General features: G+C 27.3%; 23 protein-coding genes. 10 read left to right on the forward strand and 13 right to left on the reverse strand.

The features are described 5' to 3' along the window. Positions 1-29: 29 nt before the first annotated feature. Both thiI and KO488_RS10320 read right to left on the reverse strand, forming a co-directional pair. Positions 30-1,490: a tRNA uracil 4-sulfurtransferase ThiI gene (gene thiI / locus KO488_RS10315; protein ID WP_216058716.1), complete on the reverse strand. Its 1,461-nt coding sequence runs from the start codon at positions 1,488-1,490 to the stop codon at positions 30-32. A gap of 79 nt (positions 1,491-1,569) precedes the next feature. After that, positions 1,570-1,986 carry a hypothetical protein gene (locus KO488_RS10320; protein WP_216058717.1) on the reverse strand — a complete coding sequence of 139 codons (417 nt, stop codon included), beginning with the start codon at positions 1,984-1,986 and terminating at the stop codon, positions 1,570-1,572. A gap of 875 nt (positions 1,987-2,861) precedes the next feature. Here KO488_RS10320 and KO488_RS10325 point away from each other — a divergent pair. The 3 genes from KO488_RS10325 (at position 2,862) to KO488_RS10335 (ending at position 4,670) form a co-directional block, all read left to right on the forward strand. Beyond that, a complete protein-coding gene (locus tag KO488_RS10325; RefSeq protein ID WP_216058718.1) occupies positions 2,862-3,428 on the forward strand; it encodes a cysteine hydrolase family protein in 567 nt (188 codons plus the stop codon). Position 3,429: 1 nt separating this feature from the next. Next, complete coding sequence (locus KO488_RS10330) at positions 3,430-4,101, forward strand: response regulator transcription factor (RefSeq protein WP_216058719.1); 672 nt, start codon at positions 3,430-3,432, stop codon at positions 4,099-4,101. A gap of 83 nt (positions 4,102-4,184) precedes the next feature. Further along, positions 4,185-4,670: a DUF2062 domain-containing protein gene (locus tag KO488_RS10335; protein WP_216058720.1), complete on the forward strand. Its 486-nt coding sequence runs from the start codon at positions 4,185-4,187 to the stop codon at positions 4,668-4,670. 12 nt (positions 4,671-4,682) lie between these two features. On the opposite strand, the gene KO488_RS10340 is transcribed toward KO488_RS10335, so the two are convergent. The 3 genes from KO488_RS10340 to KO488_RS10350 form a co-directional block, all read right to left on the reverse strand. Further along, the gene (locus KO488_RS10340; RefSeq protein WP_216058721.1) at positions 4,683-6,593 is read right to left on the reverse strand and encodes a TIGR00341 family protein; all 1,911 of its coding nucleotides are present in this window, start codon (positions 6,591-6,593) and stop codon (positions 4,683-4,685) included. A gap of 51 nt (positions 6,594-6,644) precedes the next feature. Beyond that, complete coding sequence (locus tag KO488_RS10345; RefSeq protein WP_216058722.1) at positions 6,645-8,642, reverse strand: BCCT family transporter; 1,998 nt, start codon at positions 8,640-8,642, stop codon at positions 6,645-6,647. 146 nt (positions 8,643-8,788) lie between these two features. Next, positions 8,789-10,135 carry a sodium-dependent transporter gene (locus tag KO488_RS10350; RefSeq protein ID WP_216058723.1) on the reverse strand — a complete coding sequence of 449 codons (1,347 nt, stop codon included), beginning with the start codon at positions 10,133-10,135 and terminating at the stop codon, positions 8,789-8,791. A 229-nt stretch (positions 10,136-10,364) separates the two neighbouring features. Between KO488_RS10350 and KO488_RS10355 the strand changes: the two genes are divergently transcribed. Next, complete coding sequence (locus KO488_RS10355; protein ID WP_216058724.1) at positions 10,365-11,474, forward strand: FIST signal transduction protein; 1,110 nt, start codon at positions 10,365-10,367, stop codon at positions 11,472-11,474. Next, a complete protein-coding gene (locus KO488_RS10360) occupies positions 11,467-12,663 on the forward strand; it encodes a sensor histidine kinase (protein WP_216058725.1) in 1,197 nt (398 codons plus the stop codon). Before KO488_RS10355 ends, KO488_RS10360 begins: the two co-directional genes overlap by 8 nt. 65 nt (positions 12,664-12,728) lie before the next feature. On the opposite strand, the gene KO488_RS10365 is transcribed toward KO488_RS10360, so the two are convergent. After that, complete coding sequence (locus KO488_RS10365; protein WP_216058726.1) at positions 12,729-15,302, reverse strand: bifunctional aconitate hydratase 2/2-methylisocitrate dehydratase; 2,574 nt, start codon at positions 15,300-15,302, stop codon at positions 12,729-12,731. Positions 15,303-15,647: 345 nt separating this feature from the next. Between KO488_RS10365 and KO488_RS10370 the strand changes: the two genes are divergently transcribed. Beyond that, positions 15,648-16,088: a YiiD C-terminal domain-containing protein gene (locus KO488_RS10370; RefSeq protein ID WP_216058727.1), complete on the forward strand. Its 441-nt coding sequence runs from the start codon at positions 15,648-15,650 to the stop codon at positions 16,086-16,088. Between the two features lie 43 nt (positions 16,089-16,131). Here the strand turns inward: KO488_RS10370 and KO488_RS10375 are convergent, their stop codons facing one another. Further along, complete coding sequence (locus KO488_RS10375) at positions 16,132-16,566, reverse strand: DsrE family protein (RefSeq protein ID WP_216058728.1); 435 nt, start codon at positions 16,564-16,566, stop codon at positions 16,132-16,134. 191 nt (positions 16,567-16,757) lie between these two features. Between KO488_RS10375 and KO488_RS10380 the strand changes: the two genes are divergently transcribed. The 3 genes from KO488_RS10380 (at position 16,758) to KO488_RS10390 (ending at position 18,756) form a co-directional block, all read left to right on the forward strand. Beyond that, positions 16,758-17,273 (forward strand): rhodanese-like domain-containing protein, encoded by a 516-nt coding sequence (locus KO488_RS10380; RefSeq protein ID WP_216058729.1) that lies wholly within the window; start codon positions 16,758-16,760, stop codon positions 17,271-17,273. A gap of 147 nt (positions 17,274-17,420) precedes the next feature. Then, positions 17,421-17,675, forward strand: coding sequence for a hypothetical protein (locus KO488_RS10385; protein WP_216058730.1), 255 nt, complete (start codon positions 17,421-17,423; stop codon positions 17,673-17,675). 1 nt (position 17,676) lies between these two features. After that, on the forward strand, positions 17,677-18,756 hold the full coding sequence (locus KO488_RS10390; protein WP_216058731.1) for a YeeE/YedE family protein: 1,080 nt from the start codon (positions 17,677-17,679) through the stop codon (positions 18,754-18,756). A gap of 21 nt (positions 18,757-18,777) precedes the next feature. On the opposite strand, the gene KO488_RS10395 is transcribed toward KO488_RS10390, so the two are convergent. The 5 genes from KO488_RS10395 to KO488_RS10415 form a co-directional block, all read right to left on the reverse strand. Further along, positions 18,778-20,652 (reverse strand): zinc dependent phospholipase C family protein, encoded by a 1,875-nt coding sequence (locus KO488_RS10395; RefSeq protein ID WP_216058732.1) that lies wholly within the window; start codon positions 20,650-20,652, stop codon positions 18,778-18,780. Between the two features lie 2 nt (positions 20,653-20,654). Further along, on the reverse strand, positions 20,655-21,368 hold the full coding sequence (locus tag KO488_RS10400; protein WP_216058733.1) for a hypothetical protein: 714 nt from the start codon (positions 21,366-21,368) through the stop codon (positions 20,655-20,657). Between the two features lie 360 nt (positions 21,369-21,728). Beyond that, entirely contained in the window at positions 21,729-21,887 is a 159-nt protein-coding gene (locus KO488_RS10405) for a hypothetical protein (protein ID WP_216058734.1), read from the reverse strand. 200 nt (positions 21,888-22,087) lie between these two features. After that, the gene (locus KO488_RS10410) at positions 22,088-22,453 is read right to left on the reverse strand and encodes a hypothetical protein (RefSeq protein ID WP_216058735.1); all 366 of its coding nucleotides are present in this window, start codon (positions 22,451-22,453) and stop codon (positions 22,088-22,090) included. Positions 22,454-22,580: 127 nt separating this feature from the next. After that, complete coding sequence (locus KO488_RS10415) at positions 22,581-22,916, reverse strand: hypothetical protein (protein ID WP_216058736.1); 336 nt, start codon at positions 22,914-22,916, stop codon at positions 22,581-22,583. Positions 22,917-22,937: 21 nt separating this feature from the next. Here KO488_RS10415 and KO488_RS10420 point away from each other — a divergent pair, with 21 nt between their 5' ends. Next, positions 22,938-23,174, forward strand: a complete 237-nt coding sequence (locus tag KO488_RS10420; RefSeq protein WP_216058737.1) for a hypothetical protein — start codon at positions 22,938-22,940, stop codon at positions 23,172-23,174. Here KO488_RS10420 and KO488_RS10425 read toward each other — a convergent pair. After that, complete coding sequence (locus tag KO488_RS10425) at positions 23,158-23,937, reverse strand: TrmH family RNA methyltransferase (protein WP_216058738.1); 780 nt, start codon at positions 23,935-23,937, stop codon at positions 23,158-23,160. The genes KO488_RS10420 and KO488_RS10425 overlap by 17 nt on opposite strands. Between the last annotated feature and the right edge of the window lie 3 nt (positions 23,938-23,940).

Genomic DNA, 23,940 nt, shown 5'->3' on the forward strand with positions numbered 1-23,940 from the left:
ACTTTATTTCTTATTTTTAGAGTAAGGGTTTATGGTCTATAAACTCTTATATTAGTAAAGTTTTCTGCATCTCTTAAATACTGAGCGTGTAGTTGACTTAAAATACCTTTATCACAATAAAATAAATACTCTTTATCTTTAGGAAGTTTTTTGAATTCACTTTTTAATTTATAAAATGGAATTTTTAAAGTTTCACTAGAAGTTTCAATACAATCATCACTTTGTCTAATATCAATAACAGTAAATTCTCCACTTGTAAGATCACTAATTACTTCCATTTGGCCAATATCTGAAACATCATTTACAATTTCTTTTACTTTAATACTAACAGCATTTTCAACAGCTGTATCTAATACAGAATAATCAAACTTTCTAGATTCTTCTTCCATTCTTTTGTAAGAACCATGAGTAATCGGATTTTTTGAAATTACACCACAATACTCAGGCATAGTTTCTGCAAATCTTCTTGTACCAATATCATTTGCAATACTCATAATCTCTGGCTTATTCATAGTTGAAAGTGGTCTTAAAATAAGTTTATTTGTAACTTGATCAATTAAAGCTAAGTTTCTTAATGTTTGACTTGATACCTGAGCAACACTTTCACCTGTTAATAAAGCATCTATTCCTAAATCATCAGCAATTTTTTCAGAAGCTTTTAGCATTAATCTTTTTAGAGTTACACCCATATATGATTCAGCAGTTGATCTGAATATTTCAGTAATCACATCATCAAAAGGTACAGAAATAAATGAAACATCATGAGAGGAACCAAATTTATTCCATAAATATAAAGCAACTTGTTTAACACCAATTTCATGTGCAACACCACCAAGGTTAAAGAAAATAAAGTGAGTTTTAATTCCTCTTTTCATTGTAAGGTACGATGCAACTGTAGAATCAAAACCACCTGACATTAAAGATAAAATATCACCTTGAGTGCCAAGAGGGAAACCACCAAGTCCTTTATGTTTTAAAGTAATGATATTTAATTGATTATTCATAAGCTCTACATTTATAGTAACTTCAGGAGTTCTTAAATTTACACCTTTAGTTTTATTATGTGCTAGCATATATCCACCAACAGTTTGCTCTATTTGAGTTGATTTAAAATCATGAGTTCCTGAACGTTTAGCTCTAACTACAAATGTCTTACCTTCTATTTCTTGATACATAGCATCATTTACAATAACTTTGATTTGATCTAATGTAGTAACTTGATCAAATTGAATTGCTTCTAACACAAGTTCAATACCTGGTGTTTCTAAAAGTACTTGTCTAGTTTCTGTAACTAAATCAATTGGACATACTATTTCAATTTTATCAAAGAATTTTCGTAAGTTTATTTCTTCATCAATTTGTTTAAGAAGTTTTGTAAGATTGTTAAAAAGTTGATTAATCATCTGCTTTTTAGCAGATGAACCTTTAATCATAATTTCTGGGAAAAATTTTACTATAAATTTTTGTGTTTTTACTTCTGGTGTTTCCATAATACATAAGCCTTAGTTTTTAATAGGCGGAATTATAGCATAACAGATGTAAAGGATAGAATATTAAAAAAAGTGTATTTTAAAAAACAAAAGAAATATCAGTTATTGTTAAATTATAAATATTAACTTTAACACCTGAACTATCAAGAATACTATAAGTAAGAGTCAATTCATTTGGATTTTCAATAGTATCATTTGCTAAAGCAAACTCTTTATATCTATCAAAATCAATAACAGAATAAATAAACAACGCTTTATCTTTAAAGTTCTTATTGTTTATATATTTTTCATATACTTCTTTGTATTGAGATTCATCATATTTATCATAAAAATTTTCTTTATACAAAGCTTCACATAATTCATCTTTTGTAAAATCTTTTGAAGCATATTTATAATAATCATCACTTAAAATTCCTTCTAAACTAGGATGTATTTCAAAAAAGTTATACTTAATATATCCATCTTCATTTGATATTTCATGAGTTGTTTTAATCATATTTTCTTAGCCTTAATTTTTTTGTAATTCTAGCATATAGTAATTTTATCTATCTTAATAAATCAGAAAAATAAAATTTATTATTTTATATTGTATATCTTTTATATATATTATAATACTAACACTTTGTAATATTTAATTGAATACAATACCTTCTTTTAATAATCTATATAATGATTTTTATTTCAAAAAATTATTAATTCTATAAGCACTACATATTAATGTATATAGAGTATTTATATACATTATGTATACATATAGATATTCTTATAATTCAACTATTATGTATAACATTAATTTTATAATAAATAGCTATATAAAATTAATTTATATTAAAATTTAAAAGCTTGTAAAAAACACATAAGCCCTACCCTATTTATTTAATTTAAGAGTTATTATTAAAGTTAAATAATATATTTAGCTAATATAACAATAAATCTATATTTTTTTCAAAAACAAAGAGTATAAATATGTATAATATATAATATACTATTCTTTTAATTTCAAAGAGTTCTAAACTTTATTTAACCTGTTATTCTTAAATGTGAGTTCTTCATTATATTTTAAATAATTGTATAGATATTAAAGATCTTTATGATTTTAAAATAGCTTATATATAGTCTATAAGGCTATTATTTAAACTATAATAATACTATTACATTTGTTGTGTATTTTTATCTTATACTACTTTATGAGCATTTTAATAGATATAAATATTCACTTATCATATCTATACTATTTTTCATATTATACTTATACATTTTCATTTTTTTTCTATACTTTTAAATATTAAATTATAAAATACTTTTCTATAATCCTTCTTTTTTCCTCCTTTTTATTTGTATAATTTTTTATTAAAAAAAAAGGATTAAAAAATGAAAAATACAGCCCTAATTATTGTTGATTTACAAAATGACTACTTCCCTACTTTTCAAACTGCTAAATGGAAATTAGATAAAACAGAAGATGCTACTTTTAATGCACTTAAGATTTTAAAGCAATGTAGAGAACAGAATATTAAAGTTATTCATGTTCATCATGAGTTTGAAGCACCTGATGCTCCATTTTTTCAGCCAAATACTGAAGGTGCAAAAATACATGAATCTTTAAAACCTTTAAACGATGAAATACAAGTTTTAAAACACAATGTCAACTCTTTTAAAGATACAAAACTTAAAGAGATTCTAGATGATTCTAATATAAAAAATGTTATTATCGTTGGAGCAATGTCACATATATGTATTGATTCTATTACTAGAGCAGCTAGTGATTTTGGATATAACTGTTTTGTAGCTCATGATGCTTGTGCAACTCATGACTTAGAATTTAAAGGTGTAAAAGTAGATGCTGCTTCAGTTCATGCAGCATATATGTATGCTTTAGAGTTTGCTTTTGCAAAAGTACAAACAACAGATGAAATAATTGACTTAATAAAGGAGTAATATGGAACTTTCAGATTTATCAGTTCTTTATATTACGGATAATCAAAGTAGTAAAGAAGAGGTATCTGAAATACTATATGAGAGCGTTAATAAAGTTTTCTTTTCCCAAACAATAGAAGAATCTAAAAAACAATATTTTAAACACTCCCCTTGTTTAATAATAGTTGATAGTGCGTTTAAAGATAAACGCACTATTAATTTTTTATCAGATTTACGAAAAGATGATATAAAAACGGCCTTTATAGTTTTAACAAATAATCAAGAAAATCAATATTTAAGTGAGTTAATGGAGCTTTATATTACAAAGTATATTGTAAAACCATTTACAAAAGACACCCTTATAATAGCGCTTAATAAATGTATGGAGATAATTGAGAGAAGAATTTATAGTAATACAAAACTTTCAAAAGGTATCTTCTTTAATTTTCAAACACAAAGTATTATAAAAGATGATATTTCTTATATTTTAAATAAAAAAGAGAGTTTACTAATAAATCTACTTATTCAAAATCCTGAAAAAATAATCACTTATGAAGAATTGGAATATTATATTTGGGATAAGGACTGTACAAATGCTGCATTAAAATCTTTAATCAGAGATTTTAGAAAGAAAACTTTTAAAAATATAATTAAAAACTATTCAGGTCTTGGTTATAAACTTAACTTAGAATAATTTTTTGATTATCTTTCTCCTTATAATTATCAATTTTAATAAATTTCACAATATAATATAAAATTGTATTAAAAAGAGGGAAAATGCCAAGAGCAAGATTAAGAAAAATTTTACCATCACATGAAAAAATTAAAGAACAAAAGATATTAAAGATTTTTGGTAAACTACTTAATAAAAGAGAAATATGGAGTTCTTCAAGAAGAAAAATTCTAGGTGGTGTTTTTATTGGTATTTTTGTAGCATTTATACCAATGCCTTTTCAAATGCCTTTAGTAGCATTATTAGCCATTATATTTAACGTTAACTTACCTATTACTATTTTATTAGTTTGGATCTCCAATCCACTGACAATGCCTTTTATCTACTATTTTGAGTATGAATTAGGAAATTTTGTATTAAACGTGAAAGATCCTATTGAATTTAGTTTTGAAACTATGAATGAAAATATAAATGAAATAGCTTTATCTTTATATGTAGGTACGGCTATCACATCTACTGTTTTAGCATTTTTATCTGTATTTATTTTAAATTTATTATGGATTAAAGATGTTAGGAATAAAAGAAGGTAACTACCCTATTTTCTAATTTAATAGAAAAATAGGTGTTACTTTTAAAACAATTTTTTTATCTGTTTTTTCTTGTAATTTATTTTTTATACTATTGTATGTTGTAAGACTTAATGGTTTATTTGAAATCACTTCAATATTTACTAATATATTATCTTTTCTATTTTCTATTGTGTTAATTTTTAAATCTATTTTTTCTTTATTTATTGTTATAGTTTTAATACTATTTAAATCATCCAAATACTTATTTCTATCTACTACTTTCATAAATGATAAAAACAATGGAATAGCTACTATAGCCATGATTAGGGAAGTATAGAATACTCCTTTTTTTGCTTTTGTTACAGGGGCAAATCCTAAAACTATAAAAGTTAAGGCAGCACTTAGTGTAATACCAACTAAGTTAGTAATAAAAAGTAAAAATGAGCCATAAATTACATCAAAATTTCCAAGACCAATTCCAATACCTGTAACACTTAAAGGTGGAACTAAGGCAACAGCAATTGCAACACCTGCAAGTGATTTTGCAATTTCTTCTTTAGATGTAGCATAAGCTCCTGCAATTCCAGAAAAAACAGCAACTAATAAATCTAATAAATTTGGATGTAATCGCCCTTGCATTTCAGCAGTTATTTGTTCTAAAGGAATAAATAGTGTATAAACAGAAGAGAATAGTAAAGCCATAAAAATACCAATAGCCAGTGTTTTAATACTTTTAAATAATAAAAATTGATCAGTTCTAATTATACCCATTGATAGTGAGATAATAGGAGCCATTAAAGGGGCTAATATCATTGCACCAATGATAACCGGTGCAGAATTTGCAAAAAGTCCGGTAGTAGCTAATAATGTACTTAAAATCATAAGAATTAAATATGTTGCTGAAAACTTTGAGTTATCTTTTAAAACTGTTAATAAATCTTTAAAATCATCGTCACTAGCCTTTTTAATTAAAGGGATTTTATTGTTAATTAAAATATTTTTCAACTCACCTTTTGGTAATAAGTTTACTTTAATAACATCTTTTTCTTCTGTATTATTACTATTTGCACTAACAACATCTAATAAAACTCTTCCTAAATGTAGACTTACACAATCTTTTAATACTTCAAGTTCAATATTTGAAGCTTGATGTAGTTCACAATTATCTATTTTATAATCTAAAATATTATCCGAAGAGATTGTTAATTTCTCAGTTTTTATATATCCTAAACTTTTTGGTAAGGAAACTAAAGATATTTTTTGATAAAAAAATATCGCTATTAAATACCAAATATAAGAGAATAGTGAATTTGGAGCTAAGATATAAGCATTTAATTTTCCATCATGAATAGATAGTTCATCATTAATTGCTGATTGTTTATTTATTATAGTTGAATGTTCTAAAATAGTTATTCCAGAAGCCACTGTTTGAATAGAGTGTTCTTTTGATGTTGTTAAAGTATAAGTCCTAAATGTTAACTCTTTTAAGTTCTTATAAAATATTTTAAATTTCTGAAATTTGCTATTTTTATTATAATCAACACGATTCATTCCATGCATATCTCCAATAGAAATACGATTTAAAGCAATATTATCATTACACTTTAATAGATCTATTTTGCTTAACAATTCAAGATTTAATGAATCATCTATTGCCTCATAGATATCTGAACAAATACCATAATTACTTATTGTATTGGGACATTGATCATGAGGTAAAAGACCTATTTGAATACTGCTATTAAGATTGTCTTTTAAAAATTCTTTTACATTTTTATCATCTAAAAGTAAAAGATGTAAAGTTTTATCATGGGTTTTATCTATTCGAAGAGTATTTGAAAATATCTTAGTTTCTAAAGTATATTTTTCTTTTATATAATCTGTAATTTTTTTAAGGGTTTCTTCGTCATTCTCATTTGTAATTAAATGTACCGCTTTATACACTATATCAATCCTTTTTTATTAAGATTGATATTATAGTATAAAAAGTAGTAATTAATCTATTGGAACTACTGGGTTTAATGTTGATGTATTATGTAAAAAATGTCTATGTTTTTCAAATTGATCTATAATATCAATTACAATTGCATTATGATCATAACCATAAATATCATATGCTTTATTTCCATCTTGTAAATAAACTTCTACTCTTGAATACCTTTTTTGCTCTTTAGTAGGATTTATTGACTCAGGATATGCATAACTTGGAGTATCATAATTCTTTGTACGAACTTCATAGATAAAATCAAAATCTTCAGAATGCTCTACTCTTAAAATAGAAATAGCTTTTTCTTTGTCATTTTTTATTTCTGCATTCCATGAATATGAAGAAAGCTCTTCTTTTACAGCTTCCATTGCAAATGTAACATCTTCATTTATAAATCTTTCCACTTCATCTTTATTTGGAAATTCAATAATTCTATTTAATCTTACTTTCCAAGAACCACTTATTTTTCCATGACGACCTGCATTCATATGATGTTTTAAACTTTCATTTCTAATCGTCTCAAGTTTTAAAGCTCTATATAATCCCCAAGCAGCAATTAACATAACAATAGCAAAAGGTATCGCAATAATAATAGAAGCGGATTGTAAGGCACCTAAACCACCTGCAATTAATAAAGCAATAGCTACTATACCTTGAGTTACTGCCCAAAAGATTCTTTGCCAAACAGGATTTTTATCATTTCCACCTGATGCAATTGTATCAACTACAAGAGCACCTGAATCTGCTGAAGTTATAAAGAAAGTGATTACTAATATAATTGCAATAATTGAAGTAAATCCAGAGAAAGGAAAATGTTCTAAGAATTTGAAAAGTGCAGTTGAAACATCTGCTGATACAGCAGAAGTTAACATTACAAAACCATCATTCATAATAGCATCTAAGGCACTATTTCCAAATACTGTCATCCAAAGAAATGTAAATCCAGCAGGAACAAAAAGTACACCTATTACAAACTCTCTAATAGTTCTTCCTCTTGAAACTCTAGCTATAAACATACCAACAAAAGGAGCCCAAGCAATCCACCATGCCCAATAAAACAATGTCCATGAACTCATCCAAGAAGTTTTATCATAAATATATTGATTAAATGTCATTTCAACAATATTTGATAAATATGCTCCAATATTTTGAACATATGCACCTAAAAGAAAAAAAGTAGGACCTGCAATAAATACAAAAAGAAGTAAAAAACTTGCTAAGTAAAGATTTATTTCTGATAATCTTTTTATTCCACCATCTAAACCTAAAACAACTGAAATAGTAGCTAAAGCAGTAATAACAGATATTAATATTATTTGAGTAATAATATCAACTGGAATATCAAATAAATAGTTTAAACCTGAATTTACTTGTAAAACACCAAAACCAAGTGAAGTAGCAACACCAAAAACAGTACCTAAAACAGCAATTGTATCAACAGTATGTCCAATTCCACCATAAATCTTTTCACCAATTAAAGGATATAATGCTGATCTAATTGATAAAGGTAAACCGTGTCTAAAAGAAAAATATGCTAATACCAATCCAACTAAGGCATAGATTGACCAAGCATGAATTCCCCAATGAAAAAATACAATATTCATAGCCAATTTTGCAGACTCAATACTCTCTTTTGAACCAACAGGAGGAGAAACATATTGCATAACAGGTTCAGCAACACCCCAAAACATTAACCCTATTCCCATTCCTGCTGAAAATAACATTGCAAACCATGATAAATTACTATATGTAGGTTTTGAATGATCAGGACCTAGTTTAAATTTACCAAAAGGTGAAATTGCTAAAAAAAGTACAAAAAGTACAAAAATTCCTACACTTAGCATATAAAGCCAGCCAAATTTTTCTGCTACAAAACTCTTTACTGTATTAAAAATATTATTTGCAAGCTCTGGACTAATAGCTGTAAAGACTACTAACAATATTATAAATAACACTGATGGTATAAATACAGGTTTTAATATTGTTGTTTTAAAATTATTATTCATTATTTTCCTTTTGATTTGTTTTAATATATATCTAGTAGTGATAAGTATTTAAATATAGTTTTACTATTATTCTAAAGTAATAGGAAGAAGGGATCGATTATAGTCAAAAATGATAGTGAAGTAGGTACTAAGTACCTACTTTTAATTTAGAATTTAAATAATCCTGTTTCATTTAAAATTACAATAATCAGTGCTATAGGTATAATATATCTAACCATAAAGAACCAAACCTTTGTAAAAAATGTTCCTATTAAAGGTATTAGTTCTGCGTTTATTTTTTCTTTATCCATAAAATGTCCAACAAATACAACAACTAAAATTCCACCTAAAGGAACTAAAATAGTTGAAGAAACAAAATCTAACCAATCAAATAAGTTTTTATCTCCTACCATTAACATAGGTGAATAATCTGTAATATTTGATAATAAAGCAGCAATTCCTAGTACATAAAAGAAAATACTACATATTAATGCAGCTTTTACTCTTGAATAATTAAATCTATTTACAAAATATGAAACCATAGGTTCTAGCATTGAAATAGCTGATGTAATACCTGCAAAAGCAATAGCTACAAAAAATAAAACAGCTAAAAAAGTACCAATACTACCAAATTCATAAAAAACAGAAGGAAGGGAAATGAATACTAACCCAGCACCTTTTGTTGATTCAGCGCCTTTATCAAATAATAAAGTGAAGATAATAAGTCCCGCTACAAGTGCAACTAATGTATCAATAACTGCTATTAGTAATGATGATTTTACAATATTCACTTTTTTAGGAAGTGACGCTGCGTATGTTATTATAATACCCATACCTAAAGATAAAGTATAAAAAGCTTGTCCAATTGCAACAATAACTGCTTCTGAGCTTAATTTTGTAAAGTCTGCATTAAACATAAAAGATGCAGCTTTTGAGAAACTATCAACTGAAATAGAATAAACAAAAAGAATAGTTAAAATTAAGGCTAATAATGGCATTAAAATCTTATTTATCTTTTCAATTCCATCTTTTACACCTTTTAATATAATAGATGTAACTAATACAAACACAATTGTATGATACATTAATTGTGTTTTTAAATCAGATGTTAATAAACCCATAAATATATTTTTTGATTCTTCAACTGAAGAAGGTAAAGATTGAAAGGAGATAGCAATATAATGAAAAATCCATCCAATTACAACAGAGTAATAAGAAAGAATTATCAAAGGAACAATCGCAATAAATCCTGCATATTTCCAAATATTTTTCTTCTTAGTTGCTAGTTTTTCAAACATACTAACCGCATCACTTTGTCCTAATTTACCAATTAATAACTCTGCAATTAAAATAAAAACCCCAATAAATAAGGCAGTTAATAAATAAACTAGAACAAAAGCTCCACCACCATATTCACCTGTAACATAAGGGAATTTCCAAATATTTCCCAAACCAACTGCAGAACCTACTGCTGCTAAAATAAATCCAAAGCGACTAAATCGTGCTGTACTCATGTTCAAATCCTTAAAATAAAGCATGAATAGTATCTAAAAAGTTATTAAAATAAAATGTAACTAATATGTAGAAAAATCATAATATTTAGATAATTAAATTAAGAATATAAATTATTATATTTAGACTCCATATCTAAATAAATATCTTATTTAAATATTATTTATGGTACAATTTTTAACATTAGTGTAGTTAAACCAATGTTTTAGAAATTATTAAAGTGGTGACAATATGAAAATTAAATTTATAAACGATGACATAAATAAGCTAGAAAAAGAATTAAATAATTTATCACAAAGTGCAAAGTCTATTTTGATTCTTAGCTGTGATGAAAACAATTATAATACAGATAAGATGAACAATATTTTAAAAGAACATACAATTCCAATCATTGGAGCTATTTTCCCTCAAATAATTTATAAAAATAAAAACTATAAAAAAGGAACAATATTAGTTCCCTTAGATGATTATTTAGATATTTTATTAATCAAAAATTTATCATCTTCCACAAACAAAGTCTTAGATGAAAAAATTGAAAAGCATTATGATGTACTTAGTAATGATACAAAAATGATGTTTGTCTTTGTTGATGCTTTAAGTAAAAATATTAATAATTTAATATCAACTTTATTTGATAACTTTGGCTTATCAATTAATTATATAGGTGCAGGAGCTGGTTCTTTATCTTTTATAAAGAAACCTTCTATTATTACAAATACTGGAATACATGAAGATTGTGCTGTTATTGCATCTTCAATATTAAATAGTGAAATAGGAGTAAAACATGGCTGGACTCCTATTTCTCAGGCACTTAAAGTCACAAAGTCAAAAGATAATAGAATAATTGAATTGGATTATAAACCTGCATATCATGCATATAAAGAGATTGTAGAAAAATATTCTAAAAAAAGTATTTCTAAAGAGAATTTCTTTGATATTGCAAAAGATTATCCATTAGGGATAAATAAACTTCAAGGAGACATAATAGTACGTGATCCTATTATATTAGAAGATACAAGTTTAGTTTGTATTGGAGAAATCAATGAAAACTCCTTTGTCTCTGTTTTAAAAGGAGATGTAGACTCTTTAATCAATGCAGCTTTACAAGCTAAAGAAGAAACAATAATAAAAGAAAAAAATTATTTTGTTTTATTTATTGATTGTATTTCAAGAGTATTATTTCTAAAAGAAGAGTTTCATAAGGAACTTGATATTGTAAATGATGATGAACACGTTATAATTGGTGCATTAACCTTAGGTGAAATAGCTAACAATAAAAAACACTATTTAGAGTTTTATAATAAAACAGCTGTAATAGCAAAGGTAGAAGACAATGAATAATCTACAACTAAATAATGCATTATTAGAAATCTTATTAAATATTGGTACTTCATTTGAATTAGAGACAACAGTTCAAGATGCATTAACAAGTTATTTACGTCAATTAGATTGTTCAGGAGTTATATTATTTGAACAAAATGATAGTAAATATAATTTACACACTGCAAAACCTAAAATCTTTAAAAATGACTCAACAATTTTAGAAATAATTATAAATATAGAAAAAAATATAGAAACAATTAAGAAAGAATATTTTAATAAAGATTTACCCTATTTTATTTCAAAAGACGATGCATATTATTATCTAAATGAATTAAAAGATTTTGGATTAATTATGTTTATAAAGAATCATACTACTTTTGAAGTAAATACATGCAAAGCACTAATACCTATAAATAAGAAATTCACGCATTCCTTAATTTCTTGCAGAAATATTGAACAAAAAGATATTAAAGATAAACTTCTTTATGAGCAATCAAAGATGGCTACAATGGGTGAAATGATAGGTAATATAGCTCATCAGTGGAGACAACCTCTATCTGTAATATCAACATGTGCAACAGGTACTATGATGTTAAAAGAGTTAAATGATTTAACAGATGATATATTTTTAAAAAATATGCTTACAATTAATAAAAATGCCCAGTACCTTTCAAAAACAATAGATGATTTTAAGAATTTCATTAAAGGTGATAGATCTAAAAAAAACTTTAACCTAAAAGATGTCATAAATAGTTTTATTCAACTTGTAGAAGGCTCTATAAAAAATCACCAAATAAAACTAGTTGTAGAAACAGATCATAATATCAATATGTTTGGTTTTCCGAATGAACTAATACAGTGTTTTATCAATATCTTTAACAATAGTAAAGATGCATTAAATGATTTTAATGAAGAAGATAGACTAATTTTCATAAAAGTAAAAGAGAAAAAAGATGATGTTGTTATTACTTTTAAAGATAGTGCAGGAGGGATACCAAAAGATATTCTTACAAAAATATTCAATCCATATTTTACTACAAAACATCAATCTCAAGGGACAGGACTAGGTCTTCATATGACATATAATCTTATTGTTGATGGTTCAGATGGAAATATTCAAGCTTCTAATATTCACTTTAAATATAATGAAAAAAACTACAAAGGTACAAAATTTACAATTACCTTACCAAATAATAAGAACTATTAGCCTTTAGAAGTATATTAAAGAGTTAATAAGTTGGGATAAACCCCAACTTATCTTTGAAATAGTTCCTAAGAGTGAACTAAGTTTGTTAATTGTTCAGAAGTAACTTCGTGGAAGTTTAAGTATTTATAAACACCCTCTTTGTTTTTTTCTGTAATTTTCTTAGGTACAATTTCCATGTACTCAGCTTTTGTTGGAAGTCTTCCAAGAAGTGCAGCAACTGCAGCAACTTCAGCAGATCCAAGATAAACTTGAGAACCTTTTCCTAATCTATTATCAAAGTTTCTAGTAGATGTAGAGAATACAGCAGCTCCTTCAGAAACTGATGCTTGGTTACCCATACATAATGAACAACCAGGAATTTCTAATCTTGCACCCGCAGCTGCAAAGATTGAATAGTAACCCTCTTCAGTTAATTGTTCTTTATCCATTTTTGTTGGTGGTGCAACCCATAATTTAGTTGGAACTTCACCCTCACCTTTAAGTACTTCACCAAGTGCTCTGAATAATCCAATATTAGTCATACAAGAACCTACGAATACTTCGTCAATGTTCTTAATTCTTTTATCATCAGCTAAGATGTTAGTTAATGTATCAACATCATCTGGATCATTTGGACAAGCTAAGATTGGCTCAGTAATTGTATTTAAATCAATTTCAATAGTTGCTGCATATTCTGCATCAGCATCTGGTTGAAGTAATTCTGGGTTTGCAATCCATTCTCTCATTTTATCAGCTCTTCTTTGAAGAGTTCTAGCATCTTCGTAACCTTCTTCGATCATCTTTTCAATTAAAGCGATGTTTGAAGATAAGTACTCAATAATTGGTTCTTTATCTAATTGAACAGAACAAGCTGCTGCTGATCTCTCTGCTGCTGAATCTGATAATTCGAATGCTTGCTCAACTTTTAAGTCAGGTAAACCAGCAATTTCAATAATTGTTCCAGCGAATACATTCTTTTTACCTTTTTTCTCAACAGTTAATAAACCATCTTGAATAGCTTGGTAAGGAATTGCGTTTACTAAATCTCTTAAAGTAATTCCTGGTTGCATTTCACCTTTGAATTTAACAAGAACAGACTCAGGCATAGTTAAAGGCATAGCACCAGTAACACCAGCGAATGCAATTAGTCCAGAACCAGCTGGGAATGAAATACCAATTGGGAATCTAGTATGTGAATCTCCACCAGTACCAACAGTATCAGGTAAACATAATCTATTTAACCAAGAGTGAATAACACCATCACCTGGTCTTAATGTAACTCCACCTCTTGAAGAAATGAACTCAGGTAAAGTATGTCTTAATTTAATATCTGCTGGCTTTGGATAAGCAGCAGTATGACAAAATGATTGCATAACCATATCAGCACCAAAAGAAAGTGCAGCTAATTCTTTAATCTCATCTCTAGTCATCGGTCCAGTTGTATCTTGAGATCCAACAGTTGTAGCAATTGGCTCAACGTACATACCAGGTTTAACACCTTCGATACCACAAGCTCTTCCTACCATTTTTTGTGCTTGAGTAAATCCTTTACCGTTATCAGCTGGTTGAGAAGGAGCAACGAATGCAGTTGTAGCATCTAATCCTAAAGTTTCTCTAGCTTTAACTGTAAGACCTTTACCAATAATTAATGGAATTCTTCCACCTGCTCTCATTTCATCTGTTAATGTATTAGGAGCTAAATCAAATTCAGAAACAACTGAACCATTTTTAAGAATCACACCCTCGTATGGTTTAACAGTAATAACATCACCAGTTTCTAAAGCATCAACAGAAGCTTCAATTGGTAAACATCCTGAATCTTCTGCAGTATTGAAGAAAATTGGAGCAATAATAGAACCAATTACAACACCACCAGTTCTTTTATTAGGAACACCTGGAATATCTCTACCCATGTGCCATTGAACAGAATTAATCCCAGATTTTCTTGATGAACCAGTACCAACAACATCACCAACGTATGCTAATGGGTGACCTTTTGCTTTAAGTTCTTTCATTGTATCTAATGGATTATCCATTCTTGATTGTAACATTGCAGTTGCGTGTAATGGAATATCTGACCTAGTAAATGCAACAGTTGCAGGAGATAAATCATCTGTATTTGTTTCACCAGGAATTTTATATACAGTTAAAGTCATTTCTTCTTCTAGTGCAGGTTTGTTAGTAAACCATTCTGCATTTGCCCAAGACTCAATAACTTCTTTTGCATAAGAGTTTCCAGCATCCATTAAATCTTTAACATCATTAAATGAATCATATACTAAGATAGTATTTTTTAATTCATTAGCAGCAGCAGCAGCTACTTCTTCAATTTTAAGTGCATCAATTAATGGAACAACATTAAATCCACCCATCATTGTTCCTAAAATTCTCACAGCTTCAGATTTTGAAATTACTGAACATGCAACATTACCTTGAACAATATCATTTAAAAATGCAGCTTTAACATAAGCAGCATCATCAACACCTGGGTTGATTTTGTTGTTGAATAAATCTAATACGTACTCAGACTCAGCTACTGTATCAGCTTTTAATAATTCAACTAATTGTGCTGTTTCTTCAGCAGTTAATGCTAATGGAGGTAAACCACCTTCGTTAGCTCTTTCTTCTGTATGTGCTTTATAATTTACTAATAAACTCATATATTATCTCCTATTTGATTTAATTTTATTGATAAGATTATAGCATAAAGCATAAAATTAGTATGTACAATTATTGTAAAGAGATGTACAAGTTTTTATTTTTGTAAATAAAAGTTACAATATCTAGCTTTATTATTAGTGAAGATAGATAAAAACATCTATTTTAAGTCTTTTAAGGTGTTTAGAAGAGTTAATTATAATAGCTACTTTTATACACACTTTTATTTTTAATAGTAGTTTATCTGTATATATTCTATATATGTACAACTTTTGTGCTTTTGATAAGGAGATTGCTTTAAGCTTTTATTATTATAATTCTATATTAAATAATACACAAGGATAACTTTGCTTAAACAATTAGAAAAAAAACTACATGAAGAGATTCCCTTAACTAAACTAATGAAATTAAAAGTAAATACTTATAATGAAAAAGAATTAATTACCTCTGCTCCTTTAAATGTTAATATAAATGATAAAGGTACAGCCTTTGGTGGAAGCCTAAGTACTATAACAATTATTTCTGCTTGGAGTATCTGTTGGCTAATTTCTAAAGAACTTGAAATTGATAGTAAGAATATAGTTATTATCAAAAATGAAAATTCTTATTTAAAACCTGTTAGAAAAGATATTATCTGCTATACACAAAAACCTTCAAAAGAAGAAATTTCAATATTAAAAGAGAAAATAAATAGCAAAGGTAGTGCATCATTAAAAATAAAATCTAAAATAATCGAAGATAATAAAGTATGTGTTGAATTTGAAGGAATCTATGTGATTAAACTTTAATTTTTAATAAGTAGAAATTTATTCTACTTATTACTCTTTTTATTTATGGTCTTATATATGAATATCCATCTTCTTGTAATTCAATAATTCTAGCTACCCCTGCTCTTACTGTTCCTACACCTTCTAACAATTCAACTTTTGATCCACTTACACTTTCAAGTTTTTCTATTGAATTTAAACAAGCAGAAAATGAGATATCTTGCAAAGCAAGACTTTCAACTCTTTTAACTTGTCTACTTTTATCAGTAAGTAAAGTAATTCCTGGACCAAAGGCAACTATTTCTATTTCAACATTATCTAGACCATAAAGTTTTTGTAAATTAACTGCATTATTTAAAGCAATTTTCTGTGTTCTCATATCATCAGTGCTTACTTGAATCACAACTTTGTGAACCTTTGGTTCAGCTGTTTCTTGAGCATTTAATGTAGTAAAAAATGCAATTAATCCTACAAATAAAAATGTTAATATCTTTTTCATAATCTGTCCTTTTTTTAACAATCTTACATAATAAAAAGTTAAAAGTCAAAGTCCCCAATATTGGTACATTTATTACAATAAGTATAAGTAATTTTTATCTATTTGTATTTCTTATAATTAATTCTAAATATTTATATTATTTTAATAATTATTTCTTATAATAGACAATAAATAAAACATAAGGAATACTAATGAAATTAAAAATATTACTAATGACAGGAATACTTACAAGTAGTGCATTGCTAGCTAATGAATTTATTGATTACAAAACATTAACAAGTAAAATGGTAGCTGAAAATAAAAAAGCTGGAAATTATGCAACAACGAAAGAAGTTAAAGAAGCTATTGCTTCAAAAGAGTGGATAGTGGCAGATGTAAGAACAAAAGAAGAATGGTCAGCAGGTAGAATTAAAGGTGCAGTTAGAATAGGAAGACAAGCTCCTGAAAAAGCAATTGCAAACTATGCACTTGATGATGAAGACAACTTTGTAAAACAAAACCTAATTGTTATTTGTAATACAGCTAGAAGAGCATCGATTGAAGCAGAAACATTTAGACAAATGGGATTTAAAAAGGTAAAGGTTTATGAGTTTTATAAATGGATAGATTCTTGTAACCCAATAACTACAAACTATTCTTCAAAAAGCGACAAGACTGGAACTAAAAATAAATTTGGTCAAGTAAAAGCAGCTCATTGTTATAAATAATATGTAAATAAAAAGGATTTATTCCCTTTTTATTTACAAATATTCACAAAACCTTTCCTTTTCTACTCATTCAATTAACTATAAATACAAAATAATGAAGCAATGAAACTTATTTTGATATACTTTCAAAAAAAATTAGGAAATTTTATGAGTAAAATAACAGAACTTGAAAAACTATTAAAAGAAGATGTAATACCTGAAATTGATGAAAACATTGATGAGTTAATGGATATCGTTGATGGAAAAAAATCTACAAAAGAAGATAAAGATGAATTAAAATATATGGAAGATATTAAACTATATTTTGATGAAGTATTAATAGACATTGAAAGTAATAACTTAAAAGATGAAGATGCAATCGAAATCTTAGAAGTTTTAGAAGAAATGAGAATAGATAAATAATATGTTTGAATTAGAAATATTTGAAACAGTAAACATCTTAGCATTAGTTCTAGGAACTGTATTTGGAATGGTAGCTCAAAAACAACAGTTTTGTTTCTCTGGTTCTATAAAAGATTATATTCTTACAAAATCTACGAAAAGAGCAGCTTCTGTGGTTATGGCAATGATAGTTGCTATTATTGCAACTGCAATTATGTCTTCAGTTTTTGAACTTGATTTGAGTGAAACAAAGTACTATAAAGAAAATATTAATTACTTTGTAATTATTGCAGGTGGAATACTTTTTGGTATAGGAATGATGTTAGCAGATGGTTGTGGAAATAGACAACTAATAAAATTTGCTCAAGGTGATTCAAACTCTTTGATTACAATTATTTTTATTGGTATCTTTGCATATGCTACAACTAAAGGTTTATTGTATGGTGTATTATCACCTATTATAAACAATGAAACTTTAATCAATCTATCTGCTTACATACCAAATATTACTATGAATATATATGTAGTATTAGCTGTACTTGTAGCTTTATTACTATTTATAATCAAAAAAGTCAAAAGACTATTTACCCTTTGGGATGGAGTTGTAATTGGTATTTTAATATCACTTGCTTGGTATATTTCAGGTGTTGTAGGTGCTGAGAGTATGGAGAGGGAAATTGTTCTTGATGGAATTACATTTGTTTATCCAACTGCAAAAACTCTAGAACTATTTATGTATTATGAAGTAAATGAATTATCATTTCCAATTTCATTGGTATGTGGTGTATTATTTGGGACATTTATAATGTCATTTATAAATAAAAAATATAGTTTTGGATGTACTGCAGCTCAAAATATCAATAGAACTAAATACAATATGATAGGTGGAGCACTTATGGGTGTTGGTGGTGTTTTATCAATTGGATGTACAGTAGGACAAGGTCTTACAGGTCTTTCAACACTTGCTTTTGCTTCTGCTTTGGCTATTATTTCGATAATGGGTTCTGCAATAGTAACAGCACTTCTTTTAAATAAAAAGAATAAATTACCAATGTGTTTTATTTTCGAATGGGAAGATAATACACCTGACTATCAAATTTAAAAGGCGTTTAAAACGCCTTTTTTAATCTATATATTCTTCATTGACTGTAGCGTTACCACTATTCCAAGCTAAAGGATTATAATTAGATGAAGGATTAACCTTCCAAGTTTTATATCCAAATCCTCTATCTGCATCTAAATTCCAATTAGGAATACTTTTACCATTAAATATTTTTTTCATTAGTATTTTAGCAACATCAACTGAAGAACCAAAAGACTCTAATCTAGTTTCTTCTTGTAATTTTATAGTCTCTATTGGAGTTTCCCTTTGACTATAAGCACTAAATAACTGTTCATTATTGGCTGTGTTAAGTATAAAATCTTCGGGTGTCGAAGTATATGGATATGGTCCAGGTGCAGTGGTATCAGATTCAGGTGAAGTTTTTGGATAACGAATAAACCCTTTATTTGATTTCTCTGCTCTATGTGGATAATATTTACCATATAAAAGTCCATCATCTGGAGATCTATCTTTCAAGGAAACACATGATTGTGCTATAGGATTTTGATCTAACCATTCACTTTCAGGAGGCAATAACGCTGCAAGTACTAGTACTTGTCTAACTTCTTCATAAATAACATATAATGAAGATTGAATAATCCAAAATAATGATTTTATAACTACTTTTAATGGTGCTGTAATACTACAAGCTATTAAATCCCACATATCTTTTAAAACTTGTCCAACCCATTGAATAAGTTCTCCTAAATAGCTAATATTTTCCCATACACTTTCTAAGAAATTAAGAAATGAGTCCACAGATAAACCACAATCATCATCCCAAAATGGAATACAAGAACCATTAGAACTTGAAGAATTTGTTGGAGGGTTAGATACTGTTTCTAAAAACTCATTCATTGCATCATTTATTGAATCAAACATATCTTCAGTAGGATCTGCTGGTTTACTAATATGACTTGAAGATACTGATTTAATTGAAGCTAAAATAGCTAAATATGAAAAGTTTAAATCTTTTTTTGTTAAGTACTCTGAATCTAATCTTTCAGGATGAATCTCTGAATGAAAAGTATCTTTCATCGATCTATTCATTATTTCATAAATACCATCTAAATCATCTGGAACTTCATCTGCATTTCTAGCTAATGTCCTAAGTAGTGATTCCTCTTCATCGTAAAGTTCGCCATGAGGTAAATCTCTATGTATAAAAGATGATGTTAGTCTTTGACCAAGCATATTGTCATATACCCATGAATCCATCATATTTTCAACGAAATGATGTCTTTGATTGTGAGATCTTGCAGGTCCACCTACTGCTGTATTTACAAAAGGATGCCCAGTAATATCAGCTGCAATATGCGTTACATATCCTAAAACAAATGCTTTTTCTTTATCAGTTTTAGCATTAGCCCACATATTTTTTGCAAAGTCACCAGTTTTTCTGTAATGAAGCATATCAAACCAATACCAAGACTTTTCACTTTCACCTTTTTGAATTGCAGGTTGCATCATGTCAAATATATCAATATTCCTATCTGCTGCTAAAAATACAAAGTTGTTTATAACTCCTGAAACAAGTTCCATTGTTTGATCACATTGATCTCCAACTTCACCAAAAAGTCCACAAAATACTTCTTCATCAATAGTTTCTCCTACATCACTTACAAAATCAGTTATTGGTTCAATATAAGTATCATGAAATTCTTCAATAGGTTCAATAATAGTTTCATAAAAGCTTGTGATTTGTTCTAATAATTCTTTTATATCTTGACTATAATCAGGTGCAAAGAAAAGCATATCAGGTCCTAATGAACCCATCTTATAATATTTTTCATTATTCTCAATTATATTACTAATTTTTTCTTCATCAGCTACATTCATATCTAATCTATCCGCTATTATTTCAGCAATAGCCATATGTGTTACTACTCCAGGCATAATTATCTCCTTGCGCTTATATTAATATTTCTATATTTAGATAAATCATTTATTTGACCGGGAAAAGGTTTCCGTTTATAAAGAATTGAACTTCTACGAGGTTCAAGATAAAGTAACTTTCTATTTTCTAAAGCACTATCGATAAGATAATTCAAAAGGTTATCTGTACTTTCAGTAATTTGAATATCAGGCTTTGGATCTTGTAGCATGTCATAGCACATAAAGAAATATGGCTCAAATAAAGTACCATAAAGAACATATCCAGGAGAAAAAATACGAATAGACACTTCAGAATCAGGGTATATCGTTTCTAATTTCTGAAAAGTTCTTTCTTGAAAATGTCCAATAGTACCTAAAGAAGCACCTCTTCTTATGAGATCTTTTGGCGTTGTGTATGTTTCTAAAAAAGCATTATAGGCAGGACTTAAGCCAGCATTATAAATCTTTATCTCAATAATCTTTTCCCTTTTATATATTTCTCTCCAATCATCATCTAATGAAATATGTAATTCAGGTAAGTTTTTTGTTTTTTGTTTTGTTTTTCCATTTAAGGTCATTGGAATTTTTATGTTTATTTTACTCTTTGACCTTTTCTCAAAAATTGTACTTAGAAGTTCAGAACTATCTAAACCTTTAATATTGAGTTTTCGTGGTGAAATTCTTGAGCTCTTTGCTCTTGAAGAAACAGAAGTTGGTCTTTTTTTTAAATTAGCCATAAGTACTCCTTTAAGAATTATAAAAGTTAAATAAGATGTAGTTATATGAACAAGATCTTTTAATATAAATATATCTTATTTAATTATAAACTTTATAATTTTAAATAACTCTTAAAATTATATACTTATTCCATCAAATATTATAAATAATTCCTACTAATATAGACTTTGTCTATATTAGTAATAATTTCATGTAACAAGTATTGATTCGGCAATAAAATTAATACCAACATAATAAATATATCTTATTCTATTAAAAGTTTAAAAGTGGAGATTCAGAACTTGACCCCTATTTTCTATTTTTTATTGAAAGCTTTATTAAATCATATAGATACAAGTATTTCTTGGTTTTAATATTTTTTAATTAGTATACTGTCCCCGGATTTTGGTTCCAGAGATTAAACCAACGGTAGCGGTGAATTTTCCAGCTATAGAACTTCCAGTTTCAGTAAGTAATGTTGATACAGAATCAAAATAGATTCCATCTATATTCTCTAAGTATTCAGTTCCATCAGCCATATTATTTTCCTTCTTTTATTAATTTATATTTTTCTTCTTTATTGACTTTAGTATAATCAAACAAATTATTATCAAATGTTATTGAGGATACTTTAAATTGCTCATTTTTCGATATTTGAAATAAAACTTTTAATAATTCTTTAAAATCTAAATTATTTTTTACGATACAATGTATAATAAAATTCTTCTTTAAATAAAAACTAAGAGCTAGCCCCCCAACCCATTGATCCAACACCCAAACTAAAATATATTTCTTTAAGAGGTATAACTCTTCCTGAAAAAGTAATAAAGTTATTATTCGTCAAATAAAAGCCAACATAATAAAAATTTTGTATATCTCTTTTTATTGACCATAATGCTCCAAAAATTAAAATAAATGATAAATACCAAACTAAAGTATATGTATCTAATTGTTTATTTATTCTAAAAAAAAGATATATCATTAATAAAAAAATTGGTAATCTAAAAAATAAGATTTGTAATTTATTAATACATTTATATTCAAGTAATATTTCTTCTTCATTAATATATCTCTTACCATCTTTTTCAACAATCTTAACACTCATTATCATCCTTTATTAACTTAATATTTTTAATCATCGTACACTCAATCCTTCATCCAAATACCTAATAATTGGATAGATAAAGCAAAATCCGGGGACCAAAATCCGGGGACAGTATACCAATTAATTTTCAATCATTTTTCTTTGGTCTTCCTGCTTTCTTATTTGTATAATCTATACCTGTAATTTCTTTTATTTTATTATAGAATTCTACATCTCCACAAGGCTTACTTGTTCTTGTTTTTTCTTTAATTAAGTCTATTTTATTATCTTCTTCTAAAAATTCTTTATAATTCTCAATACTATTTATTAATGAATGAGAAGAAAGAAGAATATCTTCTTTTACAAGATTTAGTCTTTTTAAACAAGATGTATATTTATAATCCCAAGGGTATTTAACCATAAAGGCTTTTACTGGATTTTGTTCTACATATTTAATAGCATTTAAAAGGTGTGTATCAGCCAATGGTGTTGAGTAGAACCTTGATTGAAAAAAAACAAGGGGTCAGGTCATGAACTGCCATTTTTAATAATCTTAGGTATACTCGAAGAAGAAATCTTTAAATATCTTGGTTTAGTACATTTACTTTTACAATTAGTTGTGCATCTTTTGGGAACTATTGAGATTAGTTTCTCTGCTAGTGTTACTACTCCATCTATTGTATTTATCATCATTTTTGCAAGATATCTTATAAAAATATATTCTATTAAATACTCATTTTAAACAAAACTATAGACGTAGCAATTGCTGCATTTAGACTTGTAACTTCTTCATGTATATCAATTTTTAGTATATTATCTGATAATTCAAAAATTTCTTTATCGACTCCAAAGCCTTCATTTCCTATAACAATACCAGATTTTGAAGGAAAAGTATAATCTTTTAAACTAATTGCATCAGGGGTATTTGCAGTTGTAGATATTGTATATCCACCCTGCTTTAGCTTTTTCAAGTCATTTTTTAAATCACTTGATTTATATACATTTACATTAAATAAATTTCCAGTAGAAACTCTAATACATCTTCTTATAAAAGGTGAGCAAGTTTTCTCATCAATGATTAAAGTTCCAATACTAAAAGCTGCACAAGAACGAACTATTGAACCTACATTTTCAGGAGATGTAAGTCCATTTAGGATTACTATATTTCCTTGAATTTCATCAAAGCTTATAAATTCTGGCTTATCAATAACAGCAAGCATGCCTTGATGTATTTTATGCCCTACTATTTGCTTCATGATTTCATTTGATGCAGTTAATATCTCAAAGTCAATATTTTTACAATTTTGTTTTATAAAATCTAAATGTTCAGGTGTTGTAAAAACCTTATGTATTTTAATATTTGCAGAAAATAGTTTTTTAAAAACGGTTGTACTTTCAACTACTACATACTTTTCATCATGTGCTGATTTTCGTAAAGAGACAAACTCTTTAATTTGTGGTTCATTTATATCACTTACTTCTTTTGTGCTTATAATCTCTTGCATTCT

Source organism: Poseidonibacter lekithochrous, assembly GCF_018861145.1.
GTDB classification, from domain to species: domain Bacteria; phylum Campylobacterota; class Campylobacteria; order Campylobacterales; family Arcobacteraceae; genus Poseidonibacter; species Poseidonibacter lekithochrous_A.

Bases quoted from the DNA above. Each gene is read 5' to 3' on its own strand.
- KO488_RS10425 (WP_216058738.1), bottom strand. From the start codon at position 23,937: ATGCAAGAGATTATAAGCACAAAAGAAGTAAGTGATATAAATGAACCA.
- KO488_RS10335 (WP_216058720.1), top strand. From the start codon at position 4,185: ATGCCAAGAGCAAGATTAAGAAAAATTTTACCATCACATGAAAAAATT.
- KO488_RS10405 (WP_216058734.1), bottom strand. From the start codon at position 21,887: ATGGCTGATGGAACTGAATACTTAGAGAATATAGATGGAATCTATTTT.
- KO488_RS10355 (WP_216058724.1), top strand. From the start codon at position 10,365: ATGAAAATTAAATTTATAAACGATGACATAAATAAGCTAGAAAAAGAA.
- KO488_RS10410 (WP_216058735.1), bottom strand. From the start codon at position 22,453: ATGAGTGTTAAGATTGTTGAAAAAGATGGTAAGAGATATATTAATGAA.
- KO488_RS10350 (WP_216058723.1), bottom strand. From the start codon at position 10,135: ATGAGTACAGCACGATTTAGTCGCTTTGGATTTATTTTAGCAGCAGTA.
- KO488_RS10345 (WP_216058722.1), bottom strand. From the start codon at position 8,642: ATGAATAATAATTTTAAAACAACAATATTAAAACCTGTATTTATACCA.
- KO488_RS10395 (WP_216058732.1), bottom strand. From the start codon at position 20,652: ATGCCTGGAGTAGTAACACATATGGCTATTGCTGAAATAATAGCGGAT.
- thiI (WP_216058716.1), bottom strand. From the start codon at position 1,490: ATGGAAACACCAGAAGTAAAAACACAAAAATTTATAGTAAAATTTTTC.
- KO488_RS10320 (WP_216058717.1), bottom strand. From the start codon at position 1,986: ATGATTAAAACAACTCATGAAATATCAAATGAAGATGGATATATTAAG.
- KO488_RS10325 (WP_216058718.1), top strand. From the start codon at position 2,862: ATGAAAAATACAGCCCTAATTATTGTTGATTTACAAAATGACTACTTC.
- KO488_RS10380 (WP_216058729.1), top strand. From the start codon at position 16,758: ATGAAATTAAAAATATTACTAATGACAGGAATACTTACAAGTAGTGCA.
- KO488_RS10360 (WP_216058725.1), top strand. From the start codon at position 11,467: ATGAATAATCTACAACTAAATAATGCATTATTAGAAATCTTATTAAAT.
- KO488_RS10390 (WP_216058731.1), top strand. From the start codon at position 17,677: ATGTTTGAATTAGAAATATTTGAAACAGTAAACATCTTAGCATTAGTT.
- KO488_RS10375 (WP_216058728.1), bottom strand. From the start codon at position 16,566: ATGAAAAAGATATTAACATTTTTATTTGTAGGATTAATTGCATTTTTT.
- KO488_RS10365 (WP_216058726.1), bottom strand. From the start codon at position 15,302: ATGAGTTTATTAGTAAATTATAAAGCACATACAGAAGAAAGAGCTAAC.
- KO488_RS10400 (WP_216058733.1), bottom strand. From the start codon at position 21,368: ATGGCTAATTTAAAAAAAAGACCAACTTCTGTTTCTTCAAGAGCAAAG.
- KO488_RS10385 (WP_216058730.1), top strand. From the start codon at position 17,421: ATGAGTAAAATAACAGAACTTGAAAAACTATTAAAAGAAGATGTAATA.
- KO488_RS10330 (WP_216058719.1), top strand. From the start codon at position 3,430: ATGGAACTTTCAGATTTATCAGTTCTTTATATTACGGATAATCAAAGT.